This window comes from bacterium SCSIO 12844, assembly GCA_024397935.1.
GTDB lineage: Bacteria > Pseudomonadota > Gammaproteobacteria > Francisellales > Francisellaceae > M0027.
This window is the reverse complement of the sequence record CP073743.1, coordinates 1,198,831-1,221,221: the sequence shown is the minus strand read 5'-3', so window position 1 is coordinate 1,221,221 and position 22,391 is coordinate 1,198,831. Positions and strand designations below refer to the sequence as shown.

Below are 22,391 nucleotides of genomic sequence, written 5' to 3'. Positions count from 1 at the left end.
GCATAAGAATTTAAAGGTAGGTTTAGAACAAACAATAATATCAGTAAATTAATTACTACCTTAAATTTGAAAGTCTTTTTTTCTCGTTTCATAAAATATCCCATTATCTTAATAAGAGTACTGTTTTGTTAGTATAGACTAAGAAAGAAAATGGAATGTGGTTATCGTGACTATGCCGTAGTTTCAACATTTTTATTTTTTGCCATAGTAGAATTATATAAATTTCTAAATTGCTCACTGGGCGTTGTGGTAACATATTGTTTTAAGTTTTTTTCAACTTCATTTTTATGTAAAAGGTATTCATTTAATGGAATCAAAGCAATTTTATGTTTTTTAGTTAAATACAAAAATAAATAATCTGTGTCACTGTAAAGTGGAATACTATTTGCATTTGAATCGGCACGAAGGATCATTTCCTTAAAACCATTATCAACTTGCTGCTCAGAATAGGTTAATGTGTTTAGCAAAATATAAAACGGCAGACTAAATGATAATAATAGCATCATTGATATTGGGATTACGTTATTAAGTTTATATATTTCAACAAATTCTTTATATGATCTGTACTTTGCATTTTTGATAATGTGCCTCATATTCGGATTTCTAGATTTTTTCCTTAAATATGGAGTTTTACGAGTTAACCATAGCGCAATTCTTGCTAACTTAACCACAAACCAATAGATAAGTCGCAAACCAAAAAGATAGATTATCGATATTACAATAAATGACTTCAATAGGGGAAAAGGTGACAAGTTATTTAACCAATTTAAAAAAATGACAAAACCATCAAACACAATGACATTTCTATCATAATGGAAAATATCCATATTAAACCCCATCATTGCATATCGATACACCCGTTCATCCATACCTGTTATATAGATAAGCCCCACAAATAAAACGGTGAAAATGGGCAAACCAAATTTTAAAGCATTAAATATTTTTTTTATTTCTTCCATGATTTTAAACCTTATTTTATCAGTTAAGAAAAATATTAATAACAGGTATCTTAAATACTTAATGAAAAATCATCAAAATTTTAAGTTAATTTATTATGTTAATGTTTAAGCACTAAATCGTTTTTCAAATTTAACTATTCCAGAATGAATCATTTTTTCAATTCAATGGAAATCTAAGATAAATCATATCTATATTATGCTCTTTTGATAATGCCTCTACCCTTTCCAACCAAGTTGAATAAATATTCATTTGCGATAAAAAATACCAAATAATCACAACCTGATAATACAAGCTTTTTTTAGGAACTATCTTATTATTGCCTATAGAGCCTGGTAAATATTTAAGCCAATGCTTTGGTTTTACTTTTGGTAAAACTGCGTTTGAGCCAAATACTCTATTCCAAATACGTGAATGATGAGCGCAAAAATTTCTTAAATCAGATAATGAACGCATCCATGATGATAACACAGGATCTTTTAAGCCATAGGTACTTGCTATTCTAGATTTTAGATTTTTATAACTAATATTTTGATACAATATCACTAACTCTTTAAATGTTAATAAGTGAATGGACATCCACATTGGTGGAAGCTTAGGAGAGGAGTACTTTTTTATATAATACCCTATAAAAGCTTCTTTCTTTTTATTCACTTCTTCTCAATCTTGCTAACAAGTGTTTTATGATCATAACGAGTATCAAAATATTTAGACTTCAAATATCCATGCGGGCCAAGCTCCCCACAAAATAAGTTTGTTACACCACTTCAGAATGAAACTTCAATCCTTTCTATTGCTTCTAATAATAACAATCTTAATTTACGATCATAAATATATAAATTTAGTAGATCATCAAAACTTGTACTTTCCTTAAATTGATGAACTTTTTTATCGTTATAAAATGGTATCATATAAGCAGAAAGACGATAATAACCTATATGCTCTAAATATCTTATAACACGTTGGTCATCATTGATTATTAATCCTCGTGATTTTAGTAGTTTAACCTGAGCTAGTAAAGATAGTGCAGGTTTATTAAATCCCATATATCCCTCTAAAATACAAAAGCCGCTAAAGTGTGCTTTAATCAGAGGCATAGCGGCTATGTCATTAACTAGTATAAGCCTAAAAACTGTATAATTCAATTTTTATATATTTGTTAATATTCTCAAATTCATAAAAATAAATATATCATAACAACCAAAGCAGATTTAACAAAATGATTTATATTAAAATATACATAATAAATAATATCACAACTAATTTATATAATCATATAATATCATATCTTTTATTCTATACTTTTATAAATCATAAAAAATAAAATACTAGGATAGTATATTCCACACTATTATGCTAATGATAAAGCATAAGTTAATACTAAATCTTTCATTATAAACTATACTTTTTTTATAAAGCTGCTTAAATAAGTTTATAAGAAAATGAGTTGTTTACAAATTTTAGGAGCCATTGCAAATATTATAATTGCGGCCTCAGCAATACTTGGGATTATATTTTCAAGAGTTCAAAAGAACTGAAATATGGAAAGAAAAGTTTTTATTAATAAAAGAGTTAATTTATGTTTTTCACAAAATAAGGTCAGATATTAATTATATTAGGCATCCTTCTCTATATGAAGGTGAAAAACATCGACTTGCTAATTTGGATGAAACTAATAATTTGATAAAACTTGCAAAGCAACACCCAAAATATGGAGTTGTACTATTACGTCTTGATGATAGAGAAAACTCAAGAGTAGAATTAGTAAAACTTAAGCCACTTTTTGAGTCGTTATTTGGAAAAGATCAATCATCTTCTTTTGATAATATACTAAATATATGGGATAAAATTAAATTGGAATGCATTTCTCTACTACGAATTTACAATGACAGCGGTCATAACTCTACTCAAGATGATTTTGAACTATTAGCAAAAGAAAATGTTTTACAAAATACTGACCCCTCAAATGATGAAATTACTCAAGAAATCAACCAATCAGTTAGCTATATAGAAGAATTATGTAATAAAATTATTAATAAACGCTAAAGTCATAATGATATAAACAAGCCCCATCCACCTGCATACCAAACATATTTCACAAATTTTAGAAAACTCTCAATCCCTTATAAAGTATACTGCAACGCAGCATTTATTGAGTCTCACCTTCAATAAAACAAATAGTAGCATCACTACTATTACAAGTTATGCTATATTGAATAAGCACATGATTAACCTGGAATATTAAAATGGAAAATGAAGAATATATACTACCTAAAGTTTGGAGTCCTGAAACTAACCCTGGTGGTACTTGGGGTTCTATCAATCAACCAACCGCAGGTGCAAGATTTGAAAAAGAGCTACCAGTAGGTAATAAACCACTTCAACTATACTCTCTTGCAACGCCTAATGGTATTAAAATTGGTATTATGCTTGAGGAGTTATTAGCATTAGGGCATAAAGGTGCAGAATATGATGCACATACGATTAATATTGGTGATGGTGATCAGTTTTCTAGTGGCTTTGTCAATATAAACCCAAATTCAAAAATCCCTGCACTTGTCGATAATAGTGTCAACCCAAGTATTCGAATATTTGAATCAGGGTCGATTTTATTATATTTAGCAGAAAAGTTTAATGCATTAATTTCAAATGAGTTGCATAAGCGTACTGAATGCTTGAATTGGTTATTCTGGCAAATAGGAAGCGCGCCATACATCGGTGGTGGCTTTGGCCATTTTTACAAATTTGCACCAATAAAAATACAGTACTGTATAGATCGATTTACCATGGAATTAAAACGTCAACTAGATGTACTAGATCAGCAATTAGCCAAATACCAATATATTAGTGGAAATGACTATACAATTGCGGATATTGCTATTTTTCCTTGGTATGGCCATATCGCACTAGATCGTAGTATTTATGAGGCAGGAGAATTTTTAAGTATACAGGACTACCCAAATTTAATTCGATGGGCTGAATTAATCGATCAAAGAGATCCAGTAATAAAGGGAAGACAAGTAACTGCTATATCTTAAAATAATATGAATTTAAGTATCTATAATCACTACTAAAGTATAATTGATAAAAGTTAATTAGGTATCATAGGCTTACTTGCTAACCTAGATATATATTCACTTCGTTTATTCCCTTGGTTATAAAGTAAAGGCTCTGGCGACTCAACTTTCTGATTGACATTTAATTGCTTTGATAAGCTATTAGTCCAATGAATACCATATGAGTTATGATTATCGTAAATATTAATAATTTGCTTTGGGGATAAAGAGTTTATCATGTTTGATATTTGATCTTTATCTAATTTAGCATTTGTATAGTCGGAATGTTCATTTAACTGATATAAAGATGCAATCAAAAAAGTGATTGCAGTAAAACACTTTTGTGTATCTTGATTTGATAGTTGAGCGACTGCATGCTCGTGCGTTTCTTCATACCTCTCTAGCATTGATATAGACTCAGCTTCAAATTCTGAACTCAATTTTTCATAGATATCAGGAAGGCCAACAAAAAATTTTGCATTATCTCCAAATTTATTGCCAGCTGAGCTTGTAAAATATGTATTAGAACTAGGCTTACTAGAAACTTCAACCTCTTCAAAAGGTTAAACTATAAATTCTGAATACATAATGGAATTTCCTTAATTTATTAAATGAATTTAATGAATTATATAATTAATATAACCCAAGCAGTTACCATAATTATTTTTCAATATATAGTATTGATTTATAAATTATTTATTATTATTTATAATAAAGTTTACTTCAAAATAAATCAGTCACATTTTTGACTAACTTTATAATAATCCAACTGTAGATTAATATATATTCTGTTTATTTAAAAATATTGAAGAAAAAAAGAATATAAAAAAATTAATTAATTCTTTCCTTTGCAGTTTCAACCATTATATTAACCCCAATACGCTGTAAACTACTATCAACATTAGGATTAACCCTGCCTTTATGATCAGGGCCTGTATTTGTAAGAATAACAATAGAATAGCCTAATGTCATATCCACACCGATAAAGCTATTAAATCCTGAATGACCACCTAGTTTAAACTGTATTTTATTAGGGTTTTTATTAGCATTTTCAGGTAATACTACCCATGCCCACCCTTGATAAGCTGGGCTATTTGGAGCTGGATGATTAATACGTGCTTTTTGTCCTTGTGGAATAGGAAGATAATAATTACCTGACAAACCAAGATTTGCCCCATCTGTTAACTTTGATGTATTTGTCACTCCTAATATCATCTTCATATACTTCATCATATCTAATGCAGTAGAGCGCAGTGAACCTGCTGCCGCCCAGGGTTGATATGGAAAAAATGGTGCAGACTCAAAAATATGGCTTGTATTATTAACTCTATAACCTGGAACAAAATCCATTAATATCAGCCAACCTGCCTGAAATTTACAAATAGAGTTATAAGATGTACAACGCTTATTCTTAGTTTGTGACGGAGTACAAACATTTGTTTTACTCATACGTAACGGATTTAATATGAAATCACAATAAAGCGCATTTAAAACCGAATCATTAAATGCTACACCTGGATAGTGAATATTTGCAAGGATTTGCCCAAGCAGTCCATAGCTTGAATTTGAATAAACATTAACTGTTGGTAAATACTGTAGTGGATTCACTGTATAAACTGTAGTTGAAGGTGGCTCTGCTGGATTAAGGTTATTAATATCAGCCTCAAAGCTACTCTGAGGAAAAGTAGTCGTACTAGGGTTAATTGCATTTGGTGGATCTGAGTAAGAAAAGCCACCAGAAAATGTTGCAAGCTGTTGATAAGTAACATTCATTTCATTTGATGCAAATGTAAAACCCAACGGTAAGTTAGGCTTTACAAAATCCAAAGAATTTAGTTTCTTTTGAATCTGCATTACCCCTAAAATAGTTGCTGTAAAAGTCTTAGTAACTGATGCAATTTCAAAGACACTATGCTCATTAAGCCTTTTTTTAAAATTTAAATCTTTATAACCACAACTGATATAACATTCTAAATCATTTTGATAAACAGCAAATATACCACCAACGCGCTGCCCAGTTACTATATTCGCATTTTTTCCTGGAAATACATTTTTTGTCTGCGCTACAACATGCTTTAGCTGCTGTTGGCAAAATTTGCTATCTGGATGACCAGATAATAATAAAATACAATTGTTATTAGATCTTGTCAGACTATCTTTAATCAAGGTGATTTCTGTTGCTTGTATTTGAGAAAAAAACAGTCCAAATAACAATATTAACCGTATAAAAGTTACTCCAAATTCAATATGATTGAGAAGTTGAAATATATTTGTTATCTTTTTTATCATTTTAACATCACATTATTAATATATTCGCCTTTAATTAGACAGTATTAACCAAATAATCATATTAATAATAATACATAGCAACCATAAGATATATCAAATTTTTTGTAATTATTTTAATAAAAATATAATATTTAAATATTACTTATAATGAAATATTCCCCTGTAACAGTTGGAATGAATCTCTTTAAGTTAAAAAATCTAAAAAAACTACAACAAACTTAATTAATTTCACCCTGCTTTTTCAATATTGGAAAGCAAATGAATAATACTTGCAATCGACTTAATATAACGATTTTCATGGCGATAGACTAAACAGATATCATCTACATAACGTAATTCTTCTAATAATGGCTTAAATGCATACTGACTCGACTGGCTATAACTTCTAGGCAACATAGCAACACCCACTTTTTCATCTACAAGCCTTGCTAAAACTTCAAAACTATTACTTTCAATAATACGCTTAATTTGAATATCTTTACGTTGTTTTAAATGCATCATAAGATAACGAGACTGTTTTAAATTCATATCACAAATGATCGTTAAATTATTTAAGTAAAGTTCATCATCGCCTAGATTATGCCATAAACTAATTTGATCCTGATGCATTCTTTTAATTACTAAATCAGGATGTTTATTAGGATTGACCACAATACCTAAATCAACTTGTAAATTGATCACAGCTTCATTTATTTCTCTTGATAATGCATGATTAAAACAAATATTAAGTCCATCATGCTCTTTGAGAAATGTAAAAAATGACTTTGGTAAATGATGGTTAGGTACCATCGGGTGACAGCCAATCGTAATTGTACCAGATAGTTTGTGATTCGCATCATAAGTTGCATGTTTAACTAAATTCCATGCACGCTCAAGCTCTTTGGCATGTTTAAAAAATGTTCTTCCAGAAGGTGTTAGCTTAACACCCGTCTTAAGCCGGTTAAATAGCTTAGTTCCAATCGCTGTCTCAAGCCTTTTAATACTTAAACTTAATGATGGTTGTGTGATGCCTATACACTCCGCAGCATGCGTTATGGATTCTTTTTTAGCTACTTCAATAAAATATTGGATGTCATTAAAATTCATTTAATTTTAGATATTAATATTACCTATTACATAGATAGATGATAGCTAATTTAAACAAAGGATTAAAGTAATTAATATAATCATAAATTAATCAACTGGATGATCAAATGACAACAGAGCTTGCAGAATTAAATAATCAATATACATTAACTAATCACCCTCAAGACAAAGACATGTTGATTGCTAAAAAAATACTTGCTGAAGTTATTGATTATAGACGCTTGCCTGAGTCGTTTTATTCATGTAAAGGTGTAAACTGCCAAAAATGCACTCATAAATTTTTGCCTAATATTATATTGGCTGTTAAAAAGAATAAACCGATCATATTTGTACTACCTGCTTTTCCTGGAAAGTCACCTAATAGTGAAAAAGTACTGGGTTATTTACCAGATTATGCTGAGATTATTTCACTTAAATTCTTTGCAACACTTTGTCAGAAGATTAAACAATTCTACCAACCTGGTATAAAAATAATTTTATGTTCAGATGGTAGAGTATTTAGTGATGTTATAGGAATGCAAGAACAGCATGTTACTGCTTATCAAACCGAATTAGACAGACTCATTAAAACAATGTCACTTTCTGATATTTCAACATTTAATCTTGATCATTTATATAGCAAGGTTAGTTTTACTCAAATGCGTCAGCAATTAATGGAAAATTATGGTGAGTCAATTGAGAATATCAAAAACAAAATTCGCCAAGGTACAAATCAATCATCAAGTATAGAAGAACAATCATTAAATCGACTCTATCGTGGTATTACTCGCTTCTTATTTGAAGATGCTAAATATCCTGGTCAATTAAAAAGTAATACCACTTTGCAAAAAGAATCTCGCCAAAAAGCATATGAAGTGATTAGAAGAAGCAATGCTTGGAGTCAATTAATCAAAGCCTATTTTCCTTACGCCGTTAGATTATCAATTCATCCACACACATGTGGCTCTGAAAAGCTAGGCATCCGCTTAATTGCTAATGAAGTTTGGATGACACCTTGGCATGGTGTTGCTGTCAAACGTAATGATCAATATATTTTACTAAAACGATCACAAGCCGAATCTTTAGGTGCCAAGCTAATCTATTTCCCTGATGGGCGTCCAAGTCATTATCAATTACATGAAGATAATATGAATTAAAATTAAGGAAGTTCATATGAATTATAAACAAACTTATCTTAAGCCTTTTGGTGTATTAATTGAGCCTACTTCAAAAGACAGACATATAAATGATGTAAGCATCGAAATATTACGCAATTTATTTCATGATAATCAACTTATTGTACTAAGAAATTTTACTACCTTTAACAATAAAGATGATTTTTCTAATTATTGTCAACTTTGGGGAGAAATTAGTATTTGGCCATTTGGTAAAGTACTTGAATTAACTGAGCAAGATAATCCTAAAGATCATATTTTTGATCACAGTTATATGCCGCTACATTGGGATGGTATGTATCGTAAACAAATCCCTGAATATCAAATTTTTCATTGTTTGAAAGCACCCAAAATTAACCAAGGTGGTAGAACAGTTTTTTCAAATACTATCTCTGCTTTAGAACATGCTTCAGTTAAGCAAAAAAAGCTCTGGAATAATATCACTGGCACTTATCAAAGAGAAATGGAGTTCTATCATAGTAAAACTATATCACCAGTGATTACAAAACACCCTTATAAAAACATTTCAGTTATTCGTTATAATGAACCCGTTTCTATTCAAAATGAAACATTTATTAACCTGCCAGATATGCATTTTAAAGATCTTAAAGATAACCAATTAAATGATTTTCATCAAGACTTACAAAAAACACTATATGATGTAAATCACTGTTATGCACATCAATGGCAAGAAAATGATGTCGTTATTGCAGATAATTTTTCACTGTTACACGGTAGAGAAGCATTTGTATCTAAATCACCCCGCCACCTTCAGCGAGTTCAAGTTTTAAGTAATCCACCCTTTGATAATCCTAGTTTAGAGTCATACAAATGAAAGCAAAAAGACAAACCGTTGATATTTTAATTATTGGTGCAGGTCCTGTAGGCTTAATGTGTTCATACCTTGGTCAACTTTGTGGTATGCAAATAATGACGATTGATAAATCAGCACACCCTTTAACTGTTGGTAGAGCAGATGCGTTAAATGCTCGTTCTCTACAATACTTAGAGTTAATTGATTTATTTAAAGATCTTTATCCCTTAGGTAAAACATGCAATACCAGTTCTGTATGGAAAAATGGTCAGTTTATCTCACGTCAATCTTCATGGTGGGATGAATTAGAAGGTTGCTTCCATAAACATTTCCTAATGCTTGGTCAGTCTTACATTGAAAATTTACTTGATCAAAAATTAACAGAAACTGGCAATTCAGTTAAGCGTTTAACTGAAATTAAAAGCATTACACTTGAAGATGAAACATGTTTTACAACACTTGATAATGGAGAAATTATTCAATCAAAGTATATAATTGGTGCAGATGGTGCGCACTCTTTTGTCAGAAACTACTTTAATATCCCTTTTGAAATTACTCGTCCACAAATAATTTGGGCTGTTATTGATGGAGTCATTAATTCAAACTTTAATAAAGTTCCTGAAATTATTGTTTTTCAATCTGAAACATCTGATGTCGCATGGATTCCAAGAGAGGGTCAAATTGATAGATTTTATGTTCGAATGGATACTAAGAATTTCACCCTAGAAAAAGCAGTTTATAAAATAAATCAAGCTATGAAACCCCATTACTTAAACTTTGAAAAAATTGTTTGGTTTTCGCAGTTTTCAGTTAAAGAATCTGTTGCTGAAAAATTCTTAATTAATGAGCGTATTTTTCTTGCTGGTGATGCATGTCATGTCCATTCAGTTAATGGAGGACAAGGTTTAAATACAGGACTTGCCGATGCCTTTAATCTTATTTGGAAACTAAATATGGTATTAAACTTTAACTTTCCCAAAAAAATCTTACAAAGTTATGAAGAGGAACGTAAACCAATTGCTAATGCTGTCATCAAAGCATCTGGAGATCTCGTTCGTGCAACTAAATATTCCCAAGAAAATAGCAACCATGCACAAAACTATGTAAAAATCATACAAAAATATGCAGGCTTCATTACAGGAATGGGTGTGCGCTATGGAAATCAAGGTCTACAGGGCGAAAGACTATTTGACTTTGAAGTTTTTAACTCAACGAAAAAGCTAAAAATATACTCGCTTTTAGAATATACTAAATTTAACTTATTAATTTTTAGCAATAATACAATACCACCCAAACTACCCAAATTTATTAATATAATTCAAATTTATCCAAATAAGCATAAAAATGGCTACTGGAGCAATGAATCTAAATATTCTAATCAAGCCATACTCGTTAGACCTGACTCTTTCATCGAAAAATCCTTACCACTAGATGAAGTTAATAGCTTAGTTAATGGTATATACAAAAATTAATTTTAAATAAAATGACTTATCGTTAATAAAAACCTTATAAATTACAACATATTATTTAGTAACAACCCTTAGATTTATATAAAAATAATTTTCTATATTATAATTAACTATATACAATTTATAATATAGATAAACGCTCTTATGAATGTTAATCATGTACTATTTAGATATACAGAAACTGATTTAATTATATCATTAATGAAAATTTTAAAGGCTTATGATGTTGATACGGCATTACACTCTGAACGTGTCTCTATGCTAGCAGGTAAAATTGCTCAACAATTAAACTTATCTTCTTTTCAAACTAAAGGTCTTAAAATTGGTGCCCTACTTCATGATATTGGCAAATTAGCCATACCCCTTAATACCTTAAATACGCCCGTAAAATTATCTGAAGAAACATTTAATCTAGTGAAAAATCATCCAAAAATAGGTTCAGAACTTCTAAACCATATACATTTTCCATGGCCAGTTACAAAAATGATCGAACAACATCATGAAAAAATAGATGGCAGTGGCTATCCTTATGGATTAAAAGGCAGTCAAATTTGTTTTGAAGCCAAAATCATTGCAGTTGCTGACTTATTTGATGCATTATATTCAAAAAGAGCCTATAAGCAATCTATAGAATTAGACTTAGTGATTCAAATTATAAATGAATCCAAGGGTACTAAATATGACGAAACTGTTCTACTAGCACTTGAAAATATCATTAAAAAAGATATCTATCAATTATCTGAAGTTGAATATCAAAGCCAATATCAGATTCAACATTTAAAATCTTATCTAAGCCTATAAATATGATAAAATAACTTTCTTTAGAATTTAGCCAAAGGATAATTAAAATGGATAAAAAACTTTTTGCAGTTATGTTAGGTGGTAGAACAGATGGTGCGCATATTGAACTACATGATTTGGTCTTTACTGTTGGTAATACTTTAGAAGAAACGTATCCTAAATTAGTTGAAAAATGGTTTGGCAATACATATAAAAGCTTACATATAGATGCTTCCTTAGAACTTGATATTGTTGATGGTTATCGTATTTCACTGTCATCTGAGCCACTAGAGAATGAAACTACCAATCAACTTTACTGTATAAACTTTGGAGGTTATCAAAAAGATTTCTTTGGTGAAATTCATGAGGTAGCTTATTTAGTTGGTAATCGTAAAAAAGATGTGGTTAAACGTGCTAAAGAAATACTTTGTGTTAATACCTATCAGCAACATTGTGATGATAACTTTGTTATTGGTAGTAAGAACTTAAAAAAAGATGTTGATGATATAATTGCTCTTAATAACATTGATGGTTATTACATTACTCTAACACCAACAACAGAAGTATCAACACAACAAATTCAATCTAATTATATACGCCTAGATACAGCAAAAGTTTTATCACAGCTACAAACTGACAAAGCAATTATCTAACATCAATAACTATCTTTTTATATAAAACCACTTGATCAAAATTTAATCTCTAGCATCTTTAGGCATTTTAAGATAAAATATTGCCAGCATTTTAAGTATGAAAAATATAAAATAATAAAAGTTTAAATTTAAAGGCAAATAAATGATTTATCCTGAACATTACGATGTTATTGTTGTCGGTGGTGGGCATGCTGGTACAGAAGCGGCAAGCGCTAGTGCTCGAATGGGGGCAAAAACATTATTGTTAACACAGAATTTAGATACCATTGGCCAAATGTCATGTAATCCAGCTATTGGTGGTATTGGTAAAGGTCATCTTGTCAAAGAAATTGATGCCTTAGGTGGTATTATGGCAAATGCTATTGATGAAGGCGGTATTCAGTTTCGTACTTTAAATTCAAGAAAAGGCCCTGCTGTTAGAGCTACTCGAGCACAAGCAGACCGTGCTTTATATAAAGAAGCTGTCCAAAAAAGATTGCAGAATCAAGAAAACTTAACCTTATTTCAGCAATCAGTCGATGATTTAATTGTTGAAAATGATCGTGTTTGTGGCGTTATTACGCAAATGGGGCTTAGCTTTAGAGCAAACTGTGTTATTTTAACGGTCGGTACGTTTTTAGGTGGTAAAATCCATATTGGATTTAATAATTTCCAAGGTGGACGCGCTGGCGACCCACCCAGTAATGCATTAGCCGAACGACTACGCGCACTGCCATTTCGTGTGGGTCGTCTTAAAACTGGTACACCGCCTCGAATAGATGCTAAAACGGTCGACTTTTCAGTCATGCAAGTTCAACCAGGCGATAATCCAACACCTGTTTTTTCATTTTTAGGTAATATTAGTGAACACCCTGAACAAGTGCCTTGCCATATTACCCATACTAATGAAAAAACACATCAAATTATTCGTGATAACCTTAATCGTTCAGCAATGTATGGCGGGATTATTGAAGGTATTGGCCCACGTTATTGTCCATCCATTGAGGATAAAATTGTACGCTTTGCTGATAAATCAAGTCATCAGATATTTGTCGAGCCTGAAGGGCTTAATAGTACAGAGTTATACCCAAATGGTATTTCAACATCGCTACCTTTTGATGTACAGCTTAACATTGTTCGTTCAATGAAGGGATTTGAAAATGCCCATATAACTCGCCCAGGCTATGCCATTGAATATGACTTTTTTGACCCAAGAGACCTTAAACCAACGCTTGAAACTAAATATATTAATCAGCTGTTTTTTGCAGGTCAGATTAATGGCACAACAGGTTATGAAGAAGCAGCAGCTCAAGGGCTTATTGCAGGTTTAAATGCAGCATTAATCACCCAAAATAAAGAATCGTGGTACCCTAGACGTGATGAAGCCTATATTGGTGTATTAATTGATGATTTAATTACCAACGGTACTTTAGAGCCTTACCGTATGTTTACATCACGTGCAGAATACCGCTTGATACTTCGCGAAGATAATGCTGATTTAAGGTTAACGCCAACTGGCTATAAGCTTGGTTTAGTTGATAAAAAGCGTTGGCTTATCTTTGAAGAAAAACAACAATTAATTGAAAATGAAATTAATCGCTTGCGCAAATTATGGATTGGACCTAAAAGCCCAAAAGCAAAAGAATTAGAAACGATACTGCCTCAGCCAGTTACATCTGATGTTAATGCTTTTGACCTACTTAAGCGCCCTGAAATGAGCTATGAAAAATTAATGCTTGTCGAGGCGATTGGCCCTAAAATTGAACATACGCAAGCGACAGAACAAATTGAAATTCAAGCTAAATATGATGGTTATATTACACGCCAATATCATGAGGTTGAAAAACACAAAGAAATGGAATCTTTACAAATTCCACAAACTTTAGATTATCAACGTATTCAAGGCCTATCAAATGAAGTACGTCAAAAATTAATTGATGCAAAACCAACAACAATTGCACAAGCATCAAGGATTTCTGGCGTTACTCCTGCAGCAATTAGTCTTTTGCTAGTTTATTTAAAGAAAATTAATCTCTCGAATAAGCTGAAAGAAACCGTTTAAAATAAACACAAAAAATTAAACTTAAAATTTCTCAGAGATTAATTAATCTGATACTATAGTATTCCTTAACCTTCAAACTGGATGAAATGAGAAATTTATGGATCAGTCAAATCAAAAAATTGTCTATATCATCGCTATTGTTGCTGCAATTGCTGGCTTATTATTTGGATATGATACTGGTGTTATTAATGGTGCTTTAACACCGATGTCAATTGAACTAAATATTAAACATGATTTTCTAAAAGGATTAATTGTTGCTTCAGTACCTTTAGGTGCACTCTTTGGTTCAATGATTAGCCCAATTTTTGCAAATCGTCTGGGTAGAAAATACAGTATTTTTATCTCAGGAGTTTTATTTTTACTATCAACGATTCTTGTTAGCATTGCAGATCGTACTTTACTTGTTGAAATTGGTCGTTTATTTATGGGAATTTCAATTGGTTTGTCAGCTACCATTGTGCCAATGTATTTATCTGAAATTGCACCAACTAGAGTGCGTGGTGCATTAGTTGTATTATTCCAACTAGCTGTCACTATTGGTCTTGTAATGGCGTTTATTATTAACCATTTTTTTGAAGATAATTGGCGTGGCATGTTTTTATTTGGTGTACTACCATCAAGCTTACTTGTCATTGGAATGATTTTTCTACCTCAATCACCTCGCTGGCTTTATATGAAAGAAAAGAAAAATAAAGCAAAAAACGTTATAGAAAAATTAAATGCGCCATCAGAAGTAAATCAAATACTTGAGGGCTTAAATCATGCTGTAGCACATAAACAAAAATCTCTGATTAGTATTTTAAAAGATAAACACCTTTTTAAATTAGTCTGCCTTGCATTTGGATTATTTGTTGCTCAACAGTTAACAGGTGTAAATACAATTTTTTATTATTCAACACATATTTTTAAAGACGCTAATTTACATTTTTTTGCTAATAATACAGCAACAATTGCAACGATTATTTGTGGCTTAGTTAATGTTTTATCTACTGTGATTGCTATTTGGATTATTGAAACACTAGGACGTAGAATGTTACTAATTTATGGTATGATTGGCCAAATTTTTGCTTTATTTGTCTGTGGTGCTGCATTGTCTCATTCATTTGGCGATATCAGTGGCATTATTGCCTTATTCGCAGTACTCTTATTTATCTTCTTTTTTGCTGTTAGTTTAGGTGGCTTACCTTATGTATTAATGGCTGAAATTTTTCCGCTTTCGGCAAGAGAAAAAGGTATGGCAATTGCCAATTGTGCTAATTGGGGATTTAATTTTTTAGTTAGCGTTAGTTTTTTAGTTTTAGTTGATTACTTAGGCATTGATCATACATTTTATTTATATGCCATATTAACACTTGTTGCATTAATCATATTTATTAGAGTAATGCCAGAGACAAAAAATGTATCGCTTGAAACCATTGAAGATCATATTTATGAAGGTAGAAGCATACGTTATATTGGACAAACTTCATAACAATCAAAAATACTTTATAAAATACAATTAGCCAAGATAAAACTGAAGTCTACACTTAGTCTTTTAATTGATTTATGGTATATTCCCTCTGTAAATTAATTTTAATTGGATGATTTTTAATGACGCGAGATAATTTTAAATCGGGCTGGATTTTCGTTCTTGCAGCAGTTGGCTCCGCAGCGGGCCTAGGTAATGTTTGGCGTTTTCCATATTTAGCTTATGAGCATGGCGGTGGCGCTTTTTTTATTGCATACTTCATTTGTCTTTTAGTTTTAGGTTTACCACTTTTAATTATGGAAATTGGTTTAGGACAAATCACTCGCTTTGGCGCACCTAAAGCGCTAGGCTCGATTGGCAATACTTCTAAATTTAAAATTATTGGTTGGCTAGCAGTACTGATATCTTTTGGTGTTTTAACTTACTATTTAGTCATTACAAGCTGGGTAATTAATTATGCTATCCAATCACCATCGATTCCTTGGAAACTTAATGCCCAAGATTATTTCTATAATGATTTTTTAAGCCTAACAAGCCACATTTCACAAGTTACTCATTTAAATGTCACTATTTCACTTGGTGTTATAGCTACCTTAATTTTAATTTACATTGCAGTATATAAAGGCACCTCAGGTATTGCACGAGTTGCTAAGTGGATCACACCTATTCCATTTATATTGTTAATTGTTCTATTGATTAATTCTCTACTATTAAACGGCGCTTGGAGTGGTTTAAAATTGTTTCTACAACCCCACTGGGCATCACTTTATTCATTAGATTTATGGTTTGATGCTGCAAGCCAAGTTTTATTTACACTATCATTAGGCTTTGGGGTTATGTTTGCCTACGGTGCTATTTTAAAAAAGGAAGTAAATGTCAAAAAAATGGCAACTGCCGTGATTATTGGAGATACGTTAATTGCATTTTTTAGTGGTATCATTATTTATTCTGTCTTAGGTTATTACTCTACTGTCACACATACACCAATTGATCAAGTGGTTGAAGGCGGTATTGGACTTGCATTTATTGTATTCCCTAAAGCACTGGCCCTACTACCTTTTGGACAAGGCTTTTTCTCAACTATTTTTTATTTAGCTCTTTTTGCACTTGCATTTACATCGATTGTTTCATTATTTGAAGCTATTTTAGCTGCAACAATGGATGGCACTCAAAAAATCAAGCGCCAGAGCATACTTTTAATTACAATCATTTTAACATTTATCGTAAGCCTTATCTATAGCGGTAATAATGGACTTTATATATTAGATATTGTCGATCACTTTATCGGTGGTTATGGCGTCTTAATTATCTCTTTACTACAAGCAATGGCAATTGGCTGGTGTTATGATGCTGAACGCCTTCGCTATAATCTTAAAAAACAATCTAATTTAAATTTAACTGGCTTGTTTAACTTTCTAATACGATTAATTATTCCAGCTATTTTAGCAACGTTACTGTTAAGGCAAGTTATCTTTGATTTAGAAACAACTTATGGTGGTTATCCTGTTATTTATGTTTTAGGTTTTGGTGTTGGTTCATTAGTTTTATTAACTATTATTGGCATTATACTAAATCGTAGCATCAGTTATCGTTAAAAATATCATTACTTATTTAATAAATACTTCACTTCTTCTAAAGCAAGCATATCAGAATCTTGTTTTAATTGTTTATGTAATTCAGTAAATATTTGAATTAGCTTTCTCTGGTAAGACTTATCTTCAATTAACTGTATCATCTCATCTGCTAATTTAGGCGCTGTTGCATCACTTTGAATTAACTCAGGAATAATCATTTCACCAGCTAATATATTTGGTAAGGAAAACATACGAATTTTAACTAGCATACGCGCAAATAAAAATGTAATTGGTGATAATTTATAAGCCATTACCATTGGTTTTTTATATAACATTGCTTCTAATGCAGCCGTACCCGATGTCAATAAAACAACATCAGATGCTTTTAATACTTGATGTGATTTACCTTCAACTAAATGAATACTAAGCTTATCAAATTCAGCCTCATAATGTTCAAAATGTATTCGTAAAGATTGTTTAGCTAAGGGTATTACAAACTGACAATGTGGATATTTTTTCTTTACTCTTCTTGCAACTTCCATAAATACCGGTAGTAAAAATGCAACTTCTTGGTGACGGCTACCTGGTAGAATCGCTATCGTTAACTCATTTAACTCAAGTTGCAACTTCGTTCTAATATCATCTGTATTCTCAGCAGTTAAAGAAATCTCATTTGCTAATGGATGACCAACAAAAATCACTCGATGATCATATTTATGATAAAAATCAACTTCAAATGGCAAAATAGCTAATATAGAGTCTGTTGCCTTTTTTATTCCTTTAACACGACCTTCACGCCAAGCCCAAACAGATGGACTAACATAATGTATTGTTTTAACGCCACGCTTTCTTAATTTTCTTTCAATCGGCAAATTAAAATCAGGCGCATCAATGCCTATATAAATATCAGGTGGATTTTTTTTAAAATAACGCAACATACCAAAGCGTGCTTTAAGGATTTTATTTAATTGTTTGATAACTTCGACAAAACCCATGACAGATAGATATTCAATCGGATAAAGACTAGTTAATCCGGCTTTAATCATGCCTGGGCCACCAATGCCTTCAATAATAGCATCAGGGTATACATCTTTTAATTTAGTAACTAAACTTTGACCTAACTGGTCACCTGATAATTCACCAGCTACCAAAACAATACGCATTAACGAACAATACCTCGATCAGTATCTTCAAGCATTTCACGCATAATTCTAATTTCAGGACAGTCAGCTTCTAATTCTTTCAGTGCTACTGCTGCTTCTTCTAATCTAAGCCCTTGCCTATAAATAACTTTATAGGCATTCTTCAACTTAGCAATCGTCTCTTTTGAAAAGCCATTTCGCTTTAAGCCTTCTGTGTTTAAGCCAAACGGTGTTGATGGTTTATCCTTGCCTGGTATGATCATCAAGTAAGGTAATACATTCTGACCAATTAATGAGCCTTGCGCAATAAAGCTATATTCACCAATCTCAACAAACTGATGAATACCACAATAAACACCAATTGTTGCAAAATCCCGTATTCTAACATGGCCTGCTACACCGCAAAATCCAACTAGAGTAACGCGATTACCAATTCGGCAATCATGACCAATATGAACATAATTCATAATCAAGTTTTGATTACCTAATACCGTCACATTATTTTCTTTTGACGTGCCACCATGTATCGTAGCGCCTTCACGAATAATATTTCCATCACCAATCTCAAGACGTGTTTCTTCACCTTGATAGGTATGATCAATTGGGTTTGCACCAACCGATGCAAACTGAAAAATCTGGTTGTTTTTGCCAATTGTTGTTGTATTTTGAATGACTACATTTGGACCTATTTTAGTGCCTGAACCAATGGTTACATTAGGTCCAATTACACTAAAAGGGCCAATTTCAACATCTGATGCAATTTTTGCACCTTCATATATTACCGCTTTTGGGTCTATCACAATGCCTTATCCCGGTATGCTGCCATCAAATCAGCTGAAGCAACTAGCTGACCGTCTACTCTTGCTTCTGCTCTACAGAAGAAAATACTACTTTTTTGTTTAATCAGCTCAGCTGTAATAACTAACTGATCGCCTGGAATAACAGGTCGCTTAATTCTCACTTTATCAATTCCTGCTAAAAAGAAAATTTTATTTTCGTCGCCTTTAAGCATATTTGCTTCTATTCTAGCATGGGCTACCAAAGCTGTCGCCTGCGCCATTGCCTCAACAATTAAAACACCTGGCATTACAGGGTTTTCTGGGAAATGCCCCGTAAAATGAGGTTCATTAGCTGTAACATTTTTAATTGCCTTAACATGATCAACATCAACTTCAAGTACTCGATCTATTAATAAAAAAGGATACCTATGAGGTAATAAATTCAAAATTTCATAAATATCCTTTGAAGTAGTTGTTTGATTTTCCATCTAAATATTTTTCCTGATAATAATTTTTAATTAAAGTAAATATCAATCTTTTTGCTCTAACTGATCAATTTTTTTCTCAAGTTCTTTTATTTTAGCATAAGCCTTATCTAAACGATTGATACGAGCAATATTTTTACGCCACTGATGATATGGTTTAGCTGGTGTACCTGAGGCATAGGCACCTGGCTCTGTCAAAGATTTACTAACACCAGCTTTAGCTGCAACCATAACATGATCAACAATTTCAATATGACCTGTAATCCCTGCAGCACCACCAATTAGGCAATCAGCACCAACTTTAGTACTTCCAGCAACACCAGCTTGAGCTGCCATTGCCGTATTTTTACCAATTTGTACATTATGTGCTACCTGCACTAGATTATCAATTTTAACACCATCATGAATTACTGTATCATCAATTGTCCCACGATCAATTGTTGTGTTTGAGCCAATTTCAACATCTTCACCAATACTAACACCACCTAATTGTGGTACTTTAACCCACTGCCCTGACTCATCTTTTGCATTACCAAAACCATCACTGCCAATAACAGCACCTGGGTGGACTCTGGAATTAGAACCAATTTTAACATCATGGCATATCGTTACATTAGGATGAATCATTACATTTTCACTAATGTGACAGTGATCTGATATCACAGTATTTGCCCAAATTTGCACGTTTGAACCAATTGTTGTATGGGCGCCTATAATAACATTTGCTCCTATTGCAGCTGAAGGATCAATTTTTGCTGTTTCATCAATCTTAGCTGTTGAATCAATACCGGGTTTTAACCTTGGTGATTTATCAAATAATTCAGCAACTTTAGCAAAAGCAAAATAAGGATCTTTTAGTACAATTGCATCAACAGGACATATCTCTGCAGCATCTGATGTTAATAAAACAGCTGTTGCATCTGTATTTTTCAAATCATTAATATATTTTGGGTTTGCTAAAAAAGACAAATAACCTTTTTTAGCACCTTTTAATGTCGCAATACCTTTAACAGTTGCTTTTGGGTCACCTCTTAAAGTACCCCCCAATTGAATTGCCAATTCAGATAAATTATAGGAAATTGCCATAGATAATATATCCTTTATGTATATTTTAAATTACGTATCCTTTAGCTATAAAAAAGGCAAATGTTTTTTATAGCTATATCAAACAATCATTTAATTCAATGATTATGATTTAGATGCATCGGCATCCATTTGTTTAACAATAGCATCTGTTACATCAAATGAATCTTTATAAAAAGGTGCTGCTTGTTTAACAACAATTAAGTCATAACCTTCTTTTTTGCCTACCTCAGAAACTGATTGAGAAAACTCTTTTTCAAAAACTTGTGCTAGTTGCTGGCTTTTTTGCGTATCTTGTTGGCGGATTTGCATATACTTTTGCTGGAATGCTTGCATTTTTGCATTCAATTGGGCTTGTTTTTTATTAAAATCGCCTTCTGATAAACTTGGTTTATCTTTTTCCAATTGCTTAGCTTGGCTTGCTAAATCTTGTTGTTCTTTAGTTAATGCTTGTACTTCTGGCTTTAAACTATCACGTACTTTATTTGCAGTAGCTTGTCCTTGAGGCACTTGCTGGTAAACTTTTGCTGCATCAACAACACCAATTTTCATTGTACTATCAGCAATTGCTGAACTAGTTAAAACTGCACTTGAAACTAGCGCAGCTGTTAATATTTTTGTCATTATTTTCATTTTCATGCTCTCCAAGTTACATTAATATAGACTCTGCCATACATTAATATGGATTACCCTATATTACAAGGGGAAAACTGACTTTTAATAGAAAGTTTATAAAATTTTGGAGACGATTTAACAATGAGTTTTAAACTAAAATCAATTACCTATTTAATAATAAGTTTATTGTCTTTAAATTATCAATTTGCTTATGCTAATGATCAACCACAAGATAAAAGAAAAGCTTCAATTAGCATATCGCCTGAATTTGGTTACTATCGTTATGAAGAACCTGGCATTATGAAAATAAAAGGTCCACTTATTGGTTTAAACTCAGAGACCCAAATACCACTACCATATAAATTTTCAGTTAGATTATTCGTAAGAAGTGCCTATAACTTTGGCAGTTATAGTTCAACTTCAAGTGGCGATCAAGATAATGACAATAGTTGGTTGATTAATATTGCTCCATCTGTTGGTTACTCTTTTATATTTAACAATGGTTTTACACTTACACCATACACAGGTTTTGGTTATCGTTATCTCAATAATGACTCTAGTGGCGATACAACAACAACTGGTCATTTTGGTTATCTAAGAGAATCAAACTATTTTTATTGGCCGATTGGGCTTGATATAAAGCTTAAACAAGGAAAATGGTCATACCGAGGTGTTTTTGAATATGACTATTTAATCGTTGGTTACCAATACAGTCATCTTCCTGCATCATTTGGCGGCACCATTTCAAATAAGCAAACCCAAGGGTATGGTCTTAATGGAAAATTAGAAATTGCTTATCAAGTTTCACGACGTGTTCAAATTGGTGTGGGACCATATATTCGCTATTGGAACATAAAAGAGTCTGAAGTTGATAAAGGATTTGTAGAACCTGATAATAATACATTCGAAGCTGGTGGCTTTATTAGTTTTATCTTTAGCTAACTAT

The 22,391-nt window shown here is 31.9% G+C and carries 22 protein-coding genes; 11 read left to right on the top strand and 11 right to left on the bottom strand.

Annotated elements, in window-relative coordinates:
• Window positions 1-170 precede the first annotated feature (170 nt).
• The 3 genes from KFE69_05855 to KFE69_05845 all read right to left on the bottom strand — a co-directional run bounded on the left by KFE69_05855 (window position 171) and on the right by KFE69_05845 (window position 2,054).
• Window positions 171-959 (bottom strand): hypothetical protein, encoded by a 789-nt coding sequence (locus tag KFE69_05855; GenBank protein UTW43614.1) that lies wholly within the window; start codon window positions 957-959, stop codon window positions 171-173.
• 157 nt (window positions 960-1,116) lie between these two features.
• Complete coding sequence (locus KFE69_05850) at window positions 1,117-1,611, bottom strand: Abi family protein (protein ID UTW43613.1); 495 nt, start codon at window positions 1,609-1,611, stop codon at window positions 1,117-1,119.
• 113 nt (window positions 1,612-1,724) lie between these two features.
• A complete protein-coding gene (locus KFE69_05845; GenBank protein UTW43612.1) occupies window positions 1,725-2,054 on the bottom strand; it encodes an Abi family protein in 330 nt (109 codons plus the stop codon).
• 583 nt (window positions 2,055-2,637) lie between these two features.
• On the opposite strand from KFE69_05845, the gene KFE69_05840 reads away from it, so the two are divergent.
• Together KFE69_05840 and yghU are read left to right on the top strand one after the other, a co-directional pair.
• Window positions 2,638-3,003, top strand: coding sequence for a hypothetical protein (locus KFE69_05840; protein UTW43611.1), 366 nt, complete (start codon window positions 2,638-2,640; stop codon window positions 3,001-3,003).
• 200 nt (window positions 3,004-3,203) lie between these two features.
• Window positions 3,204-3,995, top strand: a complete 792-nt coding sequence (yghU, locus tag KFE69_05835) for a glutathione-dependent disulfide-bond oxidoreductase (GenBank protein UTW43610.1) — start codon at window positions 3,204-3,206, stop codon at window positions 3,993-3,995.
• 53 nt (window positions 3,996-4,048) lie between these two features.
• On the opposite strand, the gene KFE69_05830 is transcribed toward yghU, so the two are convergent.
• The 3 genes from KFE69_05830 to KFE69_05820 form a co-directional block, all read right to left on the bottom strand.
• The gene (locus KFE69_05830; protein ID UTW43609.1) at window positions 4,049-4,420 is read right to left on the bottom strand and encodes a hypothetical protein; all 372 of its coding nucleotides are present in this window, start codon (window positions 4,418-4,420) and stop codon (window positions 4,049-4,051) included.
• Between the two features lie 424 nt (window positions 4,421-4,844).
• Entirely contained in the window at window positions 4,845-6,302 is a 1,458-nt protein-coding gene (locus KFE69_05825; GenBank protein UTW43608.1) for a beta-lactamase family protein, read from the bottom strand.
• 228 nt (window positions 6,303-6,530) lie between these two features.
• On the bottom strand, window positions 6,531-7,388 hold the full coding sequence (locus KFE69_05820) for a LysR family transcriptional regulator (GenBank protein ID UTW43607.1): 858 nt from the start codon (window positions 7,386-7,388) through the stop codon (window positions 6,531-6,533).
• A gap of 107 nt (window positions 7,389-7,495) precedes the next feature.
• On the opposite strand from KFE69_05820, the gene KFE69_05815 reads away from it, so the two are divergent.
• The 8 genes from KFE69_05815 to KFE69_05780 all read left to right on the top strand — a co-directional run bounded on the left by KFE69_05815 (window position 7,496) and on the right by KFE69_05780 (window position 17,362).
• The gene (locus KFE69_05815; GenBank protein ID UTW43606.1) at window positions 7,496-8,524 is read left to right on the top strand and encodes an isocyanide synthase family protein; all 1,029 of its coding nucleotides are present in this window, start codon (window positions 7,496-7,498) and stop codon (window positions 8,522-8,524) included.
• A 16-nt stretch (window positions 8,525-8,540) separates the two neighbouring features.
• The gene (locus KFE69_05810; GenBank protein ID UTW43605.1) at window positions 8,541-9,377 is read left to right on the top strand and encodes a TauD/TfdA family dioxygenase; all 837 of its coding nucleotides are present in this window, start codon (window positions 8,541-8,543) and stop codon (window positions 9,375-9,377) included.
• Window positions 9,374-10,828: an FAD-binding protein gene (locus KFE69_05805; GenBank protein ID UTW43604.1), complete on the top strand. Its 1,455-nt coding sequence runs from the start codon at window positions 9,374-9,376 to the stop codon at window positions 10,826-10,828. The genes KFE69_05810 and KFE69_05805 overlap by 4 nt, the downstream gene beginning before the upstream one ends.
• 141 nt (window positions 10,829-10,969) lie before the next feature.
• On the top strand, window positions 10,970-11,626 hold the full coding sequence (locus KFE69_05800; protein ID UTW43603.1) for an HD domain-containing protein: 657 nt from the start codon (window positions 10,970-10,972) through the stop codon (window positions 11,624-11,626).
• Between the two features lie 47 nt (window positions 11,627-11,673).
• Complete coding sequence (locus tag KFE69_05795) at window positions 11,674-12,258, top strand: DUF1543 domain-containing protein (protein UTW43602.1); 585 nt, start codon at window positions 11,674-11,676, stop codon at window positions 12,256-12,258.
• A gap of 142 nt (window positions 12,259-12,400) precedes the next feature.
• Entirely contained in the window at window positions 12,401-14,299 is a 1,899-nt protein-coding gene (gene mnmG, locus KFE69_05790; GenBank protein UTW43601.1) for a tRNA uridine-5-carboxymethylaminomethyl(34) synthesis enzyme MnmG, read from the top strand.
• A 97-nt stretch (window positions 14,300-14,396) separates the two neighbouring features.
• A complete protein-coding gene (locus tag KFE69_05785; protein UTW43600.1) occupies window positions 14,397-15,770 on the top strand; it encodes a sugar porter family MFS transporter in 1,374 nt (457 codons plus the stop codon).
• Window positions 15,771-15,889: 119 nt separating this feature from the next.
• Window positions 15,890-17,362, top strand: a complete 1,473-nt coding sequence (locus KFE69_05780) for a sodium-dependent transporter (protein UTW43599.1) — start codon at window positions 15,890-15,892, stop codon at window positions 17,360-17,362.
• An 8-nt stretch (window positions 17,363-17,370) separates the two neighbouring features.
• Here KFE69_05780 and lpxB read toward each other — a convergent pair whose 3' ends face one another.
• The 5 genes from lpxB to KFE69_05755 form a co-directional block, all read right to left on the bottom strand.
• Window positions 17,371-18,504, bottom strand: coding sequence for a lipid-A-disaccharide synthase (gene lpxB, locus KFE69_05775; protein ID UTW43598.1), 1,134 nt, complete (start codon window positions 18,502-18,504; stop codon window positions 17,371-17,373).
• Complete coding sequence (gene lpxA / locus KFE69_05770) at window positions 18,504-19,283, bottom strand: acyl-ACP--UDP-N-acetylglucosamine O-acyltransferase (GenBank protein ID UTW43597.1); 780 nt, start codon at window positions 19,281-19,283, stop codon at window positions 18,504-18,506. Before lpxA ends, lpxB begins: the two co-directional genes overlap by 1 nt.
• Window positions 19,280-19,750 carry a 3-hydroxyacyl-ACP dehydratase FabZ gene (gene fabZ / locus KFE69_05765; protein UTW43596.1) on the bottom strand — a complete coding sequence of 157 codons (471 nt, stop codon included), beginning with the start codon at window positions 19,748-19,750 and terminating at the stop codon, window positions 19,280-19,282. Before fabZ ends, lpxA begins: the two co-directional genes overlap by 4 nt.
• Window positions 19,751-19,792: 42 nt before the next feature.
• Window positions 19,793-20,833, bottom strand: coding sequence for a UDP-3-O-(3-hydroxymyristoyl)glucosamine N-acyltransferase (lpxD, locus tag KFE69_05760; GenBank protein ID UTW43595.1), 1,041 nt, complete (start codon window positions 20,831-20,833; stop codon window positions 19,793-19,795).
• A 102-nt stretch (window positions 20,834-20,935) separates the two neighbouring features.
• A complete protein-coding gene (locus tag KFE69_05755) occupies window positions 20,936-21,463 on the bottom strand; it encodes an OmpH family outer membrane protein (GenBank protein ID UTW43594.1) in 528 nt (175 codons plus the stop codon).
• A gap of 123 nt (window positions 21,464-21,586) precedes the next feature.
• Between KFE69_05755 and KFE69_05750 the strand changes: the two genes are divergently transcribed.
• Window positions 21,587-22,387 carry a hypothetical protein gene (locus KFE69_05750; protein ID UTW43593.1) on the top strand — a complete coding sequence of 267 codons (801 nt, stop codon included), beginning with the start codon at window positions 21,587-21,589 and terminating at the stop codon, window positions 22,385-22,387.
• Window positions 22,388-22,391: the final 4 nt, after the last annotated feature.